The following is a 14044-nucleotide window of genomic DNA, read 5'->3' on the forward strand; positions in this document are numbered from 1 at the left end:
CGTCGTAGGGTGCGCCGTGCGCACCGCCGCTACTGGCGTTACGTGCCAGTGGAAGCGACCACGGCAAGCGCTCGTATGGGAATGCTCCGCAAGAGCCGGTGCGCACAGCGCACCCTACGTCCAGCAGCATTCAGATTCAGGTGCGGAACTGTCGCACCAGCTCCTGCAGCTCGACACCCAAACGCGCCAGCTCGGCGCTGGAGGCCGCAGTCTGCTCCGTGGCCGTAGCGCTCTGCTCACCGATATCGCGCACACGGGTGACGCTCTCGTTGATCGCCTCGGCCACTGCGCTTTGCTCCTCGGCAGCGGCAGCGATCTGCTGGTTCATCTGCTCGATGGTGCTCACCGCCTGGGTGATGCGCCCCAGCGCGTCGCCAGCCTCACCCGCCAGTTCGACAGTGCGACGGGTCAGGTCACGGCTGCTGTCCATCTGTTGCACGGCGCCCTTGGCCATACGCTGCAGGCCTGCGATCAGGCTCTCGATTTCTTCGGTGCTGTCCTGCGCGCGCTTGGCCAGCGCTCGTACCTCATCGGCGACCACCGCGAAACCACGGCCCTGCTCGCCCGCACGCGCGGCTTCGATGGCAGCGTTGAGTGCCAGCAGGTTGGTCTGCTCGGCGACGTTGCGAATCACTTCCAGCACACTGCCGATACGCGCGCTTTCCTGATTCAGGTCAGCGATGGCCTTGGCGGACTGTTCCACTTCGTTGGCCAGACTGTCGATCTGATCCACAGCCTGCTGCACCACGCGATTGCCCTGTTGCGCCTCCAGGTCCGCATCGCGCGCGGCCAGCGAGGCCTGCTCGGCGTTCTGCGCCACCTCCTGCACGGTCGCAGCCATCTGGTGCATGGCCGTGGCGGTCTGCTCGGTCTCCAGCTTCTGCGTCTGCACCCCGGCGCTGGTCTGCGCGGTGATCGCCGACAACTGCTCGGCGGCCGCCGCGATCTGCCCTACCCCCCCGCCAATGCGCCCGACCAGGGTGCGCAGGCTGAGGGTCATGTCCTGCATGGCTGCCAGCAGCTGCCCCACTTCGTCGTGGCGATCCTGCGGGATGTCCTGGCTGAGATCGCCAGCGGCGATGCGCTGGGCGAACGTCACGGTCTGGCGCAGCGGTGCAACGATCAGGCGGGTGATCAGCAACGCCGCGCACAGGCCCAACACCACCGCGGCAGCGCCCATGATGCCGAGCATTACCAGCGAGCGCTGACTCTCGTCGAGCATGCCCTGCTCGGCCGCAGCCTGGGCAGCTTCGGCCAAATCCACCACCGAGCGCGCACGTTCGATCATGGCGGTCTCAGTCGCCAGATTCTGCTCACGCAGTTGCTGGTAATAGAGGAAGGAACGCTGGTAGAAGGTCAGCGCCTGCAGCGCGGTGTCGATGGCGCCTTTCTGGTCGTCGTTGAGCCATACCATCAGGCTGCGAGCCACGGTCTGCAGGTCCTCGCTGACGTATTCCCACTCCTCCAGCGCCTCAGCCGAACCGTCGATGATGTACAGGCTTTCGTGGCCGCGCAGATCGAGCATGCGTTTGCTCAAGCCGGATGCGGTTTCCGCCAGGGTCAGCGGATCGCTGCCGCGCAGGCGATCGCCCTGCAGACGCAGTTCACGCACCGCGTCGTACATGTCCAGCTCGATCACCTCGAACTGGTCGCGCGCTTCGGCAGCGGCGCTACGCATGTCCTGCCGCGCCTCGCGCGACTTGCCCTGCTGCTCGACATAGTTGTCGAACTGCTTGAGGTACTCGGCCACGGCCTGCTGCATGGTCTGATTGCGCGAACTGGCGCCAGAACCGTCCTGGGCGAGCTTTTCCAGCAGCGTCTGCACCTTGAGCAGGCTGGCCCGCACGAGCTCGGCACTCTGCGGGGTCTGCTCGATGGCGAAACTGCGCTCCAGGCGACGCGCCTGAAGAATCTCCTGGTTGACCTGCGCCAACTGGCCGACCTGAGCATGCCCTTGCAGCACCGCCTGTACAGCGAGAAAGCCGCTGCCGGTCATGGCTGCAGTGAGCAGCAATACCAGACCGAAGCCGATGAATAACTTCTTGCCGACGGCAAGGTTGGCGAATACGCGTGCGGCAGGTACAAACATAGGGGCAACTCCAGGTTCTTCTTATAAAGCCGCACCTCGTGAGCGCGGCCTGGTCGGAAGGCAAGGCAACTGCTGTGCCAAATCGAACCCCAGATATCGGCAGCAAAGGCACTCAGCTTGAGTACTGGCAATTCGCCAATTCGCTTTTTTAAGCATAGCCCCTGAAAGGCGAACACCTGGCCATGCTCGGCAACTATCCGCTTATTGACGCCGATTCACTGGCGATTTTTCGCCGATAAAAAAGGCGCAGCCCCTCGCAGAGCTGCGCCTCGATCTGTCGTCAAAGCCTCAGCGACCAGCCAGCACCGGCATCACCCGTGGCCGCAGCACCTCGCCGGCCACAGCCAGCAGGCCGATGGCACCGGCAATCCAGTACCACTGCTCCACCGGATCGAACAGCAGCCAGCCCAGCGCATGCAGGAACACCACCATGATCAGCACCGGGCTGACGTAGCGCACCATGAACAACCACAAGGCATAGCCCAGCGGCGGCAGGTTCAGTTCGTCGCGCATGATGTCGCCGCGCAGCACGTAACCGGCCAGCAGCACCATGAAGATGCCGCCCAACGGCATCATCCAGCGCGAGGTCAGGTAATCCAGCCAGTCGAAGAAGTTCTTGCCCAGTGGCGTCCAACCGGCCAGCAGGTTGAACGAGAGCATGGCCAGCAGGCTGATCAACAGCAACACCACACCGGCCAGCACCGCCGACTTCAGGCGGCTGATGCCGTGTTTCTCGTTCAGGTAAGCGACGCTGGCCTCGATCATGGAAATGGCCGAGGTCAGCGCAGCAATCGACACCATGGCGAAGAACAGCACGCCGAACACCGTGCCGAACGGCATCTGCTGGAAGGCCAGCGGCAGGCTCATGAAGATCAAGCCTGGACCTGCCCCCGGACTCATGCCGTTGGCGAAGATGATCGGGAAGATCGCCAGGCCGGCGAGCAAGGCCACGCAGGTGTCGCAGATCGCCACCAGGAAGGTGGTGCGGGCGATGGATTGGCCGTCGGGAATGTAGGAGCCGTAGGTGAGGATGGCGCCCGAGGCCAGGCTGAGGGTGAAGAAGGCATGACCGAGCGCTGCCAGCAGCGCGTCACCGGTGATCTTCGAGGCATCGAAATGGAACAGGAAGTCGAAGCCGGCCTGGAAGCTGCCGCTGGTGAAGGCATAGCCGACCAGCACGATCAACATCAGTGCCAGGCCCGGCATCATCCAGCGCACGGCGTTCTCGATGCCCTTCTGCACGCCCTTGGCGACGATCCACAGGGTCAGCAGCGCCACCAGCACACTCCAGCCGCCGAGCTGCCAGGGGTTGGCGTTGTGCGCCTCGAACACCCCGCCGAGGGCCTCGACGCTGGTGGCGGCCAGAGAACCGTCGAGCATCTTCCACGTGTAGGCGAAGGCCCAGCCGGCGACGACCACGTAGAAGCACAGGATCATGAAGCCGGCGAGCATGGCCATACCGCCAACCGCCTTCCACAACGGGTTGCCATTGTTCTCGCGCACCACACGACCGATGGCGTCGATGGGGCTGCCACGACCACGACGGCCGATGGCGATCTCGGTCATCATCACCGGAATGCCGATGGCCAGGATGCAGGCCAGGTACATCAGCACGAAGGCGCCGCCGCCGTACTCGCCGGTGATGTAGGGGAATTTCCAGATATTGCCCAGCCCGACGGCCGAACCGGTTGCAGCGAGGATGAAGCCCCAGCGCGAGAGCCAGAGGTTCTTCGGTTTTTCACGGGTCATGCGTCACCTGTTTGTTTTTATCTGTGACGGAATCGGACCCGCCGCGCTCGTGGCGCAGCGGAATGCAAGGCTTGGGTTGAAGCCGAAGTGTCACTGGGCGTCGGCTTGTGCCTCCGGCGCGGCCAGTTGGAAGGCCTCCAGGGGTTCACAGCGCGCCGCCATGGCGACAATGCGTGGGTACGCGGCAAGGTCACAGTTAAAACGCCGCGCATTATACAGCTGCGGAATCAGGCAGGCCTCCAGATATCCCGGCCGCTCGCCGAGCGACAGGCGCCCGTCGAACGGCGCCAGGCCGTCCTCCACTGCCGCCAGGCCCAACGCGACCCAATGCCGGTACCAGGCGTTCTTCGCTTCGTCGGCAACGCCCAGTTCATTGCTCAGGTACTGCAGCACACGCAGGTTGTTCAGTGGGTGCACGTCGCAGGCGAGATGCAGCGCCAGCGCCCGCACCTGCGCGCGCTCGGCCGGGTCGGCCGGCAGCAGCGCCGGTACCGGAAAGATTTCTTCGAGGTATTCGATGATCGCCAGCGACTGGGCGATGCGTACGCCGCCGTTTTCCTCGTCCACCAGCAGCGGCAGCAAACCCTGCGGGTTCAGCGCACGGTACTCGGCCGAGTGCTGCTCACCCCCGCCGCGAACCAGATGCACCGGCACCGGATCAAAGGCCAGGCTCTTGAGGTTCAGGGCGATGCGCACGCGGTAGGCGGCACTGGAGCGCCAGTAGCCATAGAGCTTCAACATTGCGGATTCCTCGCGAAACGCAAACTGTAGGAGCGGCTTCAGCCGCGATCGATCTTGAACGTACCAACAACATCGCGGCTGAAGCCGCTCCTACCGATCAGCGAGCGTCGTACTTTTCCACCACCTGATCGATGGCGCCGAAGACGCTCTGCCCGGCTGCGTCGAACATCTCGATGCGCACCCGGTCGCCAAACTTGAGAAATGGCGTCTTCGCCTCGCCCTGCTCGACGATTTCCAGCATGCGTTTTTCCGCCAGGCAGCTCGAGCCCGCGCTGCGATCGTAGTTGGACACGGTGCCCGAACCGATGATGGTGCCCGCGCCCAGCGGACGGGTCTTGGCGGCGTGGGCGACCAGGGTCGGGAAGTTGAAGGTCATGTCCACGCCGGCATCCGGCTGGCCGAACAGCGCGCCGTTGATATGCGAGACCAGTGGCCGATGCACCTTGCCGTCCTTCCAGCTTTCGCCCAGCTCGTCCGGGGTGATGGCCACCGGGGAAAAACTCGACGACGGCTTGCTCTGGTAGAAACCGAAGCCCTTGGCCAGCTCGCCGGGGATCAGGTTGCGCAGCGACACGTCGTTGACCAGCATCAGCAGGCGGATATGCCCTGCCGCTTCGGCCGGCGTGGCGCCCATCGGCACGTCGTCGGTGATCACCGCCAGCTCCGCTTCCAGGTCGATGCCCCAGGCTTCGTCGGCCAGGCGGATCGGGCTGTGCGGCGGGATGAAGGCATCGGCGCCGCCCTGGTACATCAGCGGGTCGTGCCAGAAGGATTCCGGCATCTCGGCGCCACGCGCCTTGCGCACCAGTTCGACGTGGTTGACGTAGGCGCTGCCATCGGCCCAATGGTAGGCACGCGGCAGCGGGCTGTGACAGGCCGCCTGATCGAAGGCGAAGGCGCCCTCCTCCAGGCCGTCGTTGAGGCGCTGATAGACCGCCTCCAGCTTGGGCCGGGCGACAGCCCAGTCGTCCAGCGCGGCCTGCAGGGTGATGGCGATCTGCGGCGCGAGCACGGCGCGGGTGAGATCGCGGGAGACCACGATCAGCACGCCATCGCGGCCTTGGTTTAGTGATGCGAGTTTCATGGTTTCTACCTATTCGTCTGTTCGGGTGCGGGCTGTTCTCCCCTCTCCCACTTGTGGGAGAGGGGCCGGGGGAGAGGGTGTGTTGCCAGCCCCCTCTCCCTAACCCTCTCCCCGAGGGGAGAGGGGACGATTGGTGCCCGCCCTTAAGCTTGTGTGCCCGGCGCGCGCCAGGAATTGACGTACTCGGCGACATCCACCGCACTGGCGGCATCGGCCACTTCCAGGGCACGACGGGTATCGATCATCACCGCCACCTCGTCGATGAAGGTGGCCGGATCCTCCTGGCTCTTCTTCAGCGCCTTGGGGTGTGGCCCGTGTGGGAAGCCACAGGGGTGCAGGGTGACCATGCCCTGCTCGATGTTGTCGCGGCTGAAGAAATTGCCACGGTGGTAGAACAGCACTTCGTCGTAGTCATCGTTGTTGTGGAAGAACGGCACCTTGAGCGCGCCGGGGTCGGATTCCACCGGCCGCGGGGTAAAGGTGCAGATCACGAAACCGTTGGCGACGAAGGTGGTGTGCACCGATGGCGGCAGGTGGTAGCGATGGCTGATCAGCGGGCGAATGTCGCGCCAGTTAAGGCGTACCACGGTGTTGTCACCGTGCCAGCCGACCACATCCAGCGGGTTGTACGGGTAGGTCACGGTGCTGATCTGATTGCGCCGTTTGATCCTGATCTGCCAGGTGTTCTCGTCCTGCTGCGCCTTGAAGGCGTCATCGATATGCGGGTGCTTCAGCACCGCCGCATCGAAGATCGCCTGCGGGCCGAGCAGACCCTTGTCCGGCAACTGGTAGGCGCCGTCGGTATTCTCGATCAACAGGAAGTAGCTCGGCGTGCTGGCCTCGATACGCCAGGCGGTGCCACGCGGGATCAGCAGGTAATCACCGTCGCGGTACTCCAGGTGGCCGAAATCGCAATAGAAATGGCCACTGCCTTCATGCACGAACAGCAACTCGTCGCCATCGGCGTTGCGCACCAGGTGACGCATGGCGCCATGGGTGCGCCAGACGCGCAGCTTGACGTCGGCGTTGTGCAGGGTCAGCGGCGCCGCCAGCGGGCAGTCTCGCTCGCTGGGGATGTCGTTGAAGTTGAACGCGTGCGGGCGCAGCGGGCCTTGCCAGTCGATCCAGCCGGTCGGCGGATGCTTGTGGTGCAGGTGCGCAGTGGGGCCGAAGAAGCCCTCACGGCCCATCTCGCGCTCATAGGTGCCCTGCGGCAGGTCGCAATGCGCCTGGCGCGAACACTCGCCTTCGCGCAGGGGGAAACGGATCCATTGGCGGCTCATGGCATCACTCCTCGGAGATCACGCCGCGACGCAGCTGGTCTTCCTCGATGGATTCGAACAGCGCCTTGAAATTGCCCTCGCCGAAACCTTGGTTGCCCTTGCGCTGGATGATCTCGAAGAAGATCGGGCCGATCACCGTGTTGGTGAAGATCTGCAGCAGGATGCCGTCGTCGCCCGGCGCACCGTCGATCAGGATGTTCAGCTCGCGCAGCACATCAGTCGGCTCACCATGGCCGGCGACGCGGCTGTCGACCTTTTCATAATAGGTGTCCGGGGTGGTCATGAAGTCCACGCCGTTGGCACGCAGCTGGCGCACGGTGGCATAGATGTCGTCGGTGGACAGGGCGATGTGCTGGATGCCCTCGCCATGGTACTCGCGGATAAATTCCTCGATCTGCGACTTGTCATCGGCCGACTCGTTGATCGGAATGCGGATCTTGCCGCAGGGCGCGGTCATGGCGCGGGAGAACAGGCCGGTGAGCTTGCCTTCGATATCGAAGTAGCGGATCTCGCGGAAGTTGGCGATGCGCTCGTAGAAGCCGGACCAGACGTCCATCTGCCCGCGGCGCACGTTGTGGGTCAGGTGGTCGATGCACTGCAGGCCGACGGCGTTGTCGTTGGCGCTGCGGCCTTCGATGTACTCGAAGTCGACGTCGTAGATGCTCTTGTCGCCGTAACGGTCAACCAGATACAGCAGGGAGCCGCCGATGCCTTCGACGCAGGGGATGTTCAGCTCGCCGAAGTTGGCGTGGCTGCCCACCAGCGTGGCGCCCTGCTGCTCGACGTAGGCCGCGGCCTGGGCGGCGTTCTTGACCCGGAAGGCCATGGCGCAGGCGCTGGGGCCATGTTTTTCGCCGAAGGCACGCACGTGGCCGGTAGGACTGCCGTTGAGCACGATATTGATGTCGTTCTGCTGGAACAACCACACCTCTTTCGAGCGGTGCTTGGCGGTTTCGGTGAAGCCCATGGCAGTGAACAACTGGCGCAGTTGCTCGATGCCTTCGGCGTTCGGTGCGGTGAATTCGACGAACTCGAAACCGTCGGTTCCGATGGGGTTGTGCTGCTCGATCTTGGCCACGGCGGTCATTTCGCCTCCTGATTGTCATTGTTATGGCAGACGCACGAATGCGTTGCGGACAACCTCATGACAACCGAGCGCAGACCCGCTCTCAAGATGGCTTGCGACACTTCGACACAGCAGCCAAGCGCAGCACCGGCAAATTTTCGTTACGCCAGGCAGCTAACGCAGGCAGCGCCCCGCTTACCGTAAAAGAAACCTTACAGAGCGGTCTGCCGGCTTGCCGCCGGCACTCAGTCGGAGCGCGAGAAGGTGTAGGCACGCTCCACCTTGGCCACCCGTGTGGCGAAGGCGGCGTACCAATCGGCTCGCCCCTGCTCACGTACAACGCGGTGCTCGGCGTGCTCGCGCCAGGCACGAATGGCCTCCTCGCTCTGCCAGTAGGACAGGGTAATGCCCAGGCCATCGCTGCGCGCCGACTCCACGCCGAGGAAACCGGGCTGCTGGGCGGCCAGCTCCAGCATGCGCTGTGCCGCCTCGGCGTAGCCGGCATCCACTTCGGTGCGCTGGCTGGTAAACATCACCACGTAATAAGGTGGCTCAGGCGTAACGGCGATCACACTGCTGCCTGCAGATGCGCTTCGTGTACCGATTGCACCGCACAGGCGCCGACCAGACCGGCCACGACCGGCGGCAGGCGACCTTCCAGCGCCGCACGCTCGGGCTGGAACAGGGTGGCGATGAAGAACGGATGGTCCTCCAGCTCAATGGCACGCACCGCGCCCGCCTGGTCATGCCCGGAGGCCTTCAGCGCCTGGGCCATCAGCGGCTCGACGAAAGCATCGACGAGACCATAGCGGCACAGATACTGCTCGCTGATCTCACGTACGCCGTAGAGTTCGGCAATGCGCGAGCCGGAAACCAGATGCACGTGCTCGCTGACATCCAGCAAGGCGCAGGCCAGGGGCGCGATCAGAGGATTCTGCGCTTGCGGCGACAGCTCGGCGTGTTCGGCATCGGTCCAGCCAAGGCGGTTGCGCGCGTACTCCAGCAGCGCGTGCTGGAAGCCGCCACAGGTGCCCAGGAACGGCACGCCCTGTTCGCGCGCGAAACGAATGGCGCGCAGCGCACCTTCGGTGGCGGCATAGGGGCTGCCCGGCACGCACCAGATGCCGTCATAGGCCATCAGCGCGGCATCATCGAGAATGCTGTCGGTGGCCAGCCAGTCGTATTCGACCGCCACACCCAGCGCCTCGCTGGCCAGACGCAGCGCCTCGGGAATGGCCCGATGCGCGGCAATCGCCGCATTGTAGTCACCCACCAGAGCGACCTTGACTCGACACTTGCTGTACATACGCCTATCCCCCTCTTGCATGGCGGTCTCCCTGCCACTATAAGATGGCGCTCGCGCAATAATAATTGGCGAATAGACAAGCAGAGATTGCAGCCGTGCAATATCAGATCGACCATACCGACCTGTCCCTGGTGCTCGCCCTGGTGCGTGGCCGCTCCCTCGCGCGAGCGGCAGAATTGATGCAGGTCGACGTCTCCACGGTATTCCGCGCCGTGCGCAGACTGGAGGCTGCCCTGGGAGTGGCGCTGTTCGAGAAGAGTCGGCGTGGCTACGAACCCAGCGAAACCGCCCGCGCACTGGCCGAGCAGGCCGAGCGCGCCGAACAGGCACTGGATGCTGCACGCGTGGCGCTGGAGCTGGGCAAGCAGGTGGTCAGCGGTACGGTGCGCCTGACCTGCACCGATGCGGTCCTGAGCAGCCTGCTGCTGCCGGCGCTGGCGCGTTTCATGCCCAGTTACCCGGCGCTGGCGCTGGAGCTGGTGACGTCGAACGACTTCGCCAACCTGAGCCGCCGCGACGCCGACCTGGCCTTGCGCCTGACCAATCAGCCGCCGGAGCATCTGGTCGGCCGGCGTCTGGCCAGCGTGTCCTACTTCGTTTGCACCCGCGATGATGGCCAGGATCGCAGCGACCTGGCGCGCCAGAGCTGGATCGCCCCGGACGAGGCGATGCCGGACCATGCAACGGTACTCTGGCGCCTGCGCGAATTGCCGAGCGTCACCCCCAACTACCGCTGCAGCAGCATGTACGCCGTGGCGCAACTGGCCCGCGCCGGGCTGGGTGTCGCCGCCCTGCCCGGCTTCGTCCTGCGCGCCCATCCCGAACTCAAGGCACTCGGCCCGCCCCTGACCGGCTGCGACACCGAACTCTGGCTGCTGACCCGCCCCGACTGCAGGGCACTGCGCTCGGTGCAGACGCTGTTCGAGGAATTGAGCGAAGCTCTGATGAGCCATGGCTGAGGCAGAGCGTCGCCGCTAAAGCGCCTCCCACAGAGCGGGGGGCAGCCTGTCATTGCAGCTGCGAAATCTTGTGGGAGGGGCTTCAGCCGCGACAGGCCCGGAAGCTGCGTAGCCCGGATGCAATCCGGGAAATGGCGTGGCGAAGCGTTCCCCGGATTGCATCCGGGCTACGGCTGAGAGCCGACCGATCCCCCCAGCCTGCCTGGTCCGTAGGAGCGGCTTCAGCCGCGAAGAATTTACCGACAATCCTGAGCGCCGCGGTGCGCACTGCGCACCCCAGGGTTCAGCCCTGCTGCAAATGCCCGTAGAGCTTGGCGTACAGGCCGCCTTCAGCAATCAGTTGCTGGTGGTCGCCATCCTCGGCGACGCTGCCGCCATCGAACACCAGCACGCGGTCGGCCTGCTTCACCGCACTGAGGCGGTGGGCGATGATCAGCGTGGTGCGCCCCTCGAGAAACTGCGCCAGCGCTTCGTGCAGGGCGTACTCGGTGGCGGCATCCAGCGCCGAGGTGGCCTCGTCGAGGATCACCACCTTGGGCTCGGCCAGCACCATGCGGGCAATGGCCAGGCGCTGACGCTGGCCGCCAGAGAGGCGCACGCCACTGCGCCCGACCACGCTGTCCAGGCCCTGCGGCAGTTGCGCAATGCTGTCGTGAAGCTGGGCGATATGCAGCGCCTGCCAGCAGGCTTCGTCACTGCGCTCACGGCCCATGGTCAGGTTGGCGCGCACCGTGTCGTTGAACAGCGCCGGGTGCTGCAACACCACGGCGACGTTGTCGCGCACGCAATCGAGACCGATCTCCTCCAGCGCGCTGCCGCCGAAGCGAATGCTGCCCGCCTGCGGTGTGTAAAGGCCCAGCAGCAACTGCACCAGGGTGCTCTTGCCGCCACCCGAGGCACCGACGATGGCGACCTTCTCGCCCGGGCCTATGGACAGATCGAGACGATCGAGCACCGGCTCCTCGCCATAGCCGAAGGTCAGCCCGCGCACCTCGATGCCGACCGTGTCGCGCCCCTTGAACGGGTCGACACGCCCGGCGTACTGCGGCTCGTCCTTGCGCGCCAGCAGCTCGTTGATCCGCGTCAGTGCGCCACCGGCGGCGTAGAAGGCGTACTGCAGGCTGAGCAACTGTTCGACCGGGCCGATCATGAACCACAGGTAGCTGAATACCGCCAGCATCTGGCCGATGGACAGATCGGAGAACAGCACCGTGAGCATCGCCGCGGCGCGAAACACATCGATACCGAACTGGAACAGCAGACCGCTGGCACGGTTGGACGCATCGCTCTTCCATTGCGAGGCCACCGCGTAGTCGCGCACCTCACGTGCGCGCCCACCGAGACGGCCGAGGAAGTAGCCCTGGCGATTGCCAGCGCGCACCTCCTGAATCGCCTCCAGGGTCTCGGTCAGCGCCTGGGTGAAGCGTGAGGTGCTGTCGTTCTCCAGCTTCTTCAGGTGCTTGACCTTCTTGCCCAGCAGCACGGTGGCGTAGATCACCAGCGGGTTGAACAGCAGGATCAGCAAAGCCAGCTGCCAGTGCATCCAGATCAGGATGGCCGAGGTGCCGACCAGGGTCAGCACCGCCACCAGAAAGCGGCTCAGGGTTTCACCGACGAACTTGTCCAGCGTGTCCAGATCGGTGACCAGATGAGTGGTCACGGTGCCGCCGCCCAGGCTCTCGTACTCGCCGAGGGAGATGCGCTTGAGCCGTTCGATCAGGCGCATGCGGATGCGGTAGACGATGTCCTTCGACAGCCTGGCGAACAGGCGCGCCTGCAATACGTTGAAGATCAGCGCCGAACCGCGCAGCAGCAAGGTCAAAAACAGCATCAGGCCGATATAGCCGGCCGCCGTTTCCCAGTCGGCTGGCAGGAAGTTGTCCATCACCTTGAGCGCCGCGTCGCCGTCGTGCAGCAGCACTTCGTCCACCAGCAGCGGCAGCAGCAACGGGATTGGCACACTGCACAGGGTCGCCAGCACAGCCACCAGATTCGCCAGGATCAGCGCCTTCTTGTGATGCAGGGCCAGGCGACGGATTTCTGCCCAGCTCAACCGATCAGGCATGGGCAGCGCGCTCCAGCCAGCGACCCAGCAGTGGCGATAACACCTCGAGCGGCTGATAGCCATTGGTCAGCAGCGCCAGTTGGCCGTCGCGCTCGGCCAACAGCGTGGGAAAGCCGGAGATGCCCAGATCCTGCACCCAGGTGAAGTCGGCGGCGGTCGCCTCCTCCATGGCCTGGCTGTCGAAGGCCTCGGCGAACTCGATGCGCGGGATACCGGCCTGCTCGGCCAGTTGCACCAGAACGCTGGCCTGGGTGACGTCGGCGCCCTCGGTGTAGAAGGCTTCCTGAATCAGCTTGAGCAGCGTCCAGGCACTGGGCGCATGCAGGTTGCGCGCGGTGACCAGCGCGCGGCAGGCCGGCTCGGTGTCGTACACCAGGCCCTCGGGCAGGCCGCGCTCGAAGTCGAACAGCTGCCCAGTGCTGGCATTGACCGCCTGCCAATAGCCCAGGTAACGCACCCGGGCGGCGGCATCAACTGCCACCTGATCACGGCGCAGGCCGCCGACCACGATCTGCAGCGGCACAGAGGCTGCCGCCGCCTGCTCGGCGAGCGCTTCGACTACCGGCGCGAAACCCCAGCACCAGGAACACATCGGGTCCATCACGTAGAGCAGACGGCTAGCCATGGTCAGGCCTCGTTCAGTTGGCGGGGGTCACGGCCGATGGGGTGCGGCTGGTTGCGCGCACGGGCCAGCTCGATCTGTTTCTGCCGCTCGCGGGCGCTTTCGCGGGTTTTCTCTGGCAGCGAATCCCAGCAATGCGGGCAGCTGACACCGGGGCTGTAGAACTCGGACTGGCGATCTTCCACGGAAATCGGCGTGCGGCAGGCGTGACACTGATCGTAGTCGCCTTCGGACAGGTCATGGCGCACGGTCACGCGATTATCGAAGACGAAGCAGTCGCCCTGCCACTTGGTCTGTTCCTGCGGTACTTCCTCGAGGTATTTGAGGATGCCGCCCTTGAGGTGATAGACCTCCTCGAAACCCTCGCCGAGCATGTAGCTGGAGGCTTTCTCGCAGCGGATACCACCGGTGCAGAACATCGCCACCTTCTTGTGCTTGCTCGGGTCGAAGTGCTCACGAATATACTCGGGAAACTCGCGGAACGACTTGGTCTTGGGGTCGATGGCGCCCTCGAAGGTGCCGATGGCCACCTCATAGTCGTTGCGGGTATCGATCAACAGCACCTCGGGGTCGCTGATCAGGGCGTTCCAGTCCTGCGGCTCGACGTAGGTGCCGACGCGCTGGTTGGGGTCGACGCCGGGCACGCCGAGGGTGACGATTTCCTTCTTCAGCTTGACCTTGGTGCGATAGAACGGCTGCTCATCGCAGTAGGATTCCTTGTGGTCGATATCGACCAGGCGGGCGTCCAGACGGAACCAGGCGAGCAGCGCATCGATAGCGGCGCGGGTGCCGGAAACGGTGCCATTGATGCCCTCTTCGGCAAGCAGCAGGGTGCCCTTGATGTCATTGTCGATAAGGGTTTGCAGCAGGGGTTCGCGCAGCACCTGGTAATCAGGCAGGGAGACGAATTTATACAGCGCCGCGACGACGATCTTGTCGGTCATGAATATTCTCTCAGTAGTCACCCACGTAAAGGGCGGACTGGCGTGGCATGAAAACGCCGGCATAGGCCGGCGCGGGGCGATTGTAACAAAGCGGCGAATCACCGGGGCAGGTTGGCGACAAGGCGCGACAGCCTGT

Annotated in this window: 12 protein-coding genes; 1 reads left to right on the top strand and 11 read right to left on the bottom strand. The window is 64.6% G+C overall.

Annotation, left to right across the window (positions count from 1 at the left end; all coding sequences use genetic code 11):
• Positions 1-136: 136 nt before the first annotated feature.
• From BLR77_RS01455 to BLR77_RS01490, 8 genes are all read right to left on the bottom strand, one after another.
• Positions 137-2089 (bottom strand): methyl-accepting chemotaxis protein, encoded by a 1953-nt coding sequence (locus BLR77_RS01455; protein WP_074675125.1) that lies wholly within the window; start codon positions 2087-2089, stop codon positions 137-139.
• A gap of 288 nt (positions 2090-2377) precedes the next feature.
• The gene (locus tag BLR77_RS01460; RefSeq protein WP_074675126.1) at positions 2378-3838 is read right to left on the bottom strand and encodes a sodium-dependent transporter; all 1461 of its coding nucleotides are present in this window, start codon (positions 3836-3838) and stop codon (positions 2378-2380) included.
• 90 nt (positions 3839-3928) lie between these two features.
• Positions 3929-4579 (bottom strand): maleylacetoacetate isomerase, encoded by a 651-nt coding sequence (gene maiA / locus BLR77_RS01465; protein ID WP_074675127.1) that lies wholly within the window; start codon positions 4577-4579, stop codon positions 3929-3931.
• A 97-nt stretch (positions 4580-4676) separates the two neighbouring features.
• The gene (locus BLR77_RS01470) at positions 4677-5663 is read right to left on the bottom strand and encodes a fumarylacetoacetate hydrolase family protein (protein WP_074675128.1); all 987 of its coding nucleotides are present in this window, start codon (positions 5661-5663) and stop codon (positions 4677-4679) included.
• A gap of 143 nt (positions 5664-5806) precedes the next feature.
• Positions 5807-6946 (bottom strand): homogentisate 1,2-dioxygenase, encoded by a 1140-nt coding sequence (locus tag BLR77_RS01475; protein WP_074675129.1) that lies wholly within the window; start codon positions 6944-6946, stop codon positions 5807-5809.
• A gap of 4 nt (positions 6947-6950) precedes the next feature.
• Positions 6951-8033, bottom strand: a complete 1083-nt coding sequence (hppD, locus tag BLR77_RS01480) for a 4-hydroxyphenylpyruvate dioxygenase (protein ID WP_017677506.1) — start codon at positions 8031-8033, stop codon at positions 6951-6953.
• 224 nt (positions 8034-8257) lie between these two features.
• Positions 8258-8584: an antibiotic biosynthesis monooxygenase family protein gene (locus BLR77_RS01485; protein WP_074675130.1), complete on the bottom strand. Its 327-nt coding sequence runs from the start codon at positions 8582-8584 to the stop codon at positions 8258-8260.
• On the bottom strand, positions 8581-9318 hold the full coding sequence (locus BLR77_RS01490) for a CTP synthase C-terminal region-related (seleno)protein (RefSeq protein ID WP_074675131.1): 738 nt from the start codon (positions 9316-9318) through the stop codon (positions 8581-8583). Before BLR77_RS01490 ends, BLR77_RS01485 begins: the two co-directional genes overlap by 4 nt.
• A gap of 95 nt (positions 9319-9413) precedes the next feature.
• Between BLR77_RS01490 and BLR77_RS01495 the strand changes: the two genes are divergently transcribed.
• Complete coding sequence (locus tag BLR77_RS01495) at positions 9414-10277, top strand: LysR family transcriptional regulator (RefSeq protein ID WP_074675132.1); 864 nt, start codon at positions 9414-9416, stop codon at positions 10275-10277.
• A 283-nt stretch (positions 10278-10560) separates the two neighbouring features.
• Here BLR77_RS01495 and BLR77_RS01500 read toward each other — a convergent pair whose 3' ends face one another.
• From BLR77_RS01500 to trhO, 3 genes are read right to left on the bottom strand one after another with little or no spacing between them, the layout of a single operon-like run.
• Positions 10561-12342, bottom strand: a complete 1782-nt coding sequence (locus BLR77_RS01500) for an ABC transporter ATP-binding protein (RefSeq protein WP_074675133.1) — start codon at positions 12340-12342, stop codon at positions 10561-10563.
• On the bottom strand, positions 12335-12967 hold the full coding sequence (locus BLR77_RS01505) for a DsbA family protein (protein WP_074675134.1): 633 nt from the start codon (positions 12965-12967) through the stop codon (positions 12335-12337). The genes BLR77_RS01500 and BLR77_RS01505 overlap by 8 nt, the downstream gene beginning before the upstream one ends.
• Before the next feature lie 2 nt (positions 12968-12969).
• The gene (trhO, locus tag BLR77_RS01510; protein WP_074675135.1) at positions 12970-13908 is read right to left on the bottom strand and encodes an oxygen-dependent tRNA uridine(34) hydroxylase TrhO; all 939 of its coding nucleotides are present in this window, start codon (positions 13906-13908) and stop codon (positions 12970-12972) included.
• Positions 13909-14044 lie beyond the last annotated feature (136 nt).

The sequence above is a fragment of the Ectopseudomonas alcaliphila genome, assembly GCF_900101755.1.
Classification (GTDB): Bacteria; Pseudomonadota; Gammaproteobacteria; order Pseudomonadales; family Pseudomonadaceae; genus Aquipseudomonas; species Aquipseudomonas alcaliphila.

Excerpts from the sequence above, each read along its gene's own strand:
- BLR77_RS01455 (WP_074675125.1), bottom strand. The coding sequence starts at position 2,089 with ATGTTTGTACCTGCCGCACGCGTATTCGCCAACCTTGCCGTCGGCAAG.
- BLR77_RS01460 (WP_074675126.1), bottom strand. The coding sequence starts at position 3,838 with ATGACCCGTGAAAAACCGAAGAACCTCTGGCTCTCGCGCTGGGGCTTC.
- maiA (WP_074675127.1), bottom strand. The coding sequence starts at position 4,579 with ATGTTGAAGCTCTATGGCTACTGGCGCTCCAGTGCCGCCTACCGCGTG.
- BLR77_RS01470 (WP_074675128.1), bottom strand. The coding sequence starts at position 5,663 with ATGAAACTCGCATCACTAAACCAAGGCCGCGATGGCGTGCTGATCGTG.
- BLR77_RS01475 (WP_074675129.1), bottom strand. The coding sequence starts at position 6,946 with ATGAGCCGCCAATGGATCCGTTTCCCCCTGCGCGAAGGCGAGTGTTCG.
- hppD (WP_017677506.1), bottom strand. The coding sequence starts at position 8,033 with ATGACCGCCGTGGCCAAGATCGAGCAGCACAACCCCATCGGAACCGAC.
- BLR77_RS01490 (WP_074675131.1), bottom strand. The coding sequence starts at position 9,318 with ATGTACAGCAAGTGTCGAGTCAAGGTCGCTCTGGTGGGTGACTACAAT.
- BLR77_RS01500 (WP_074675133.1), bottom strand. The coding sequence starts at position 12,342 with ATGCCTGATCGGTTGAGCTGGGCAGAAATCCGTCGCCTGGCCCTGCAT.
- BLR77_RS01505 (WP_074675134.1), bottom strand. The coding sequence starts at position 12,967 with ATGGCTAGCCGTCTGCTCTACGTGATGGACCCGATGTGTTCCTGGTGC.
- trhO (WP_074675135.1), bottom strand. The coding sequence starts at position 13,908 with ATGACCGACAAGATCGTCGTCGCGGCGCTGTATAAATTCGTCTCCCTG.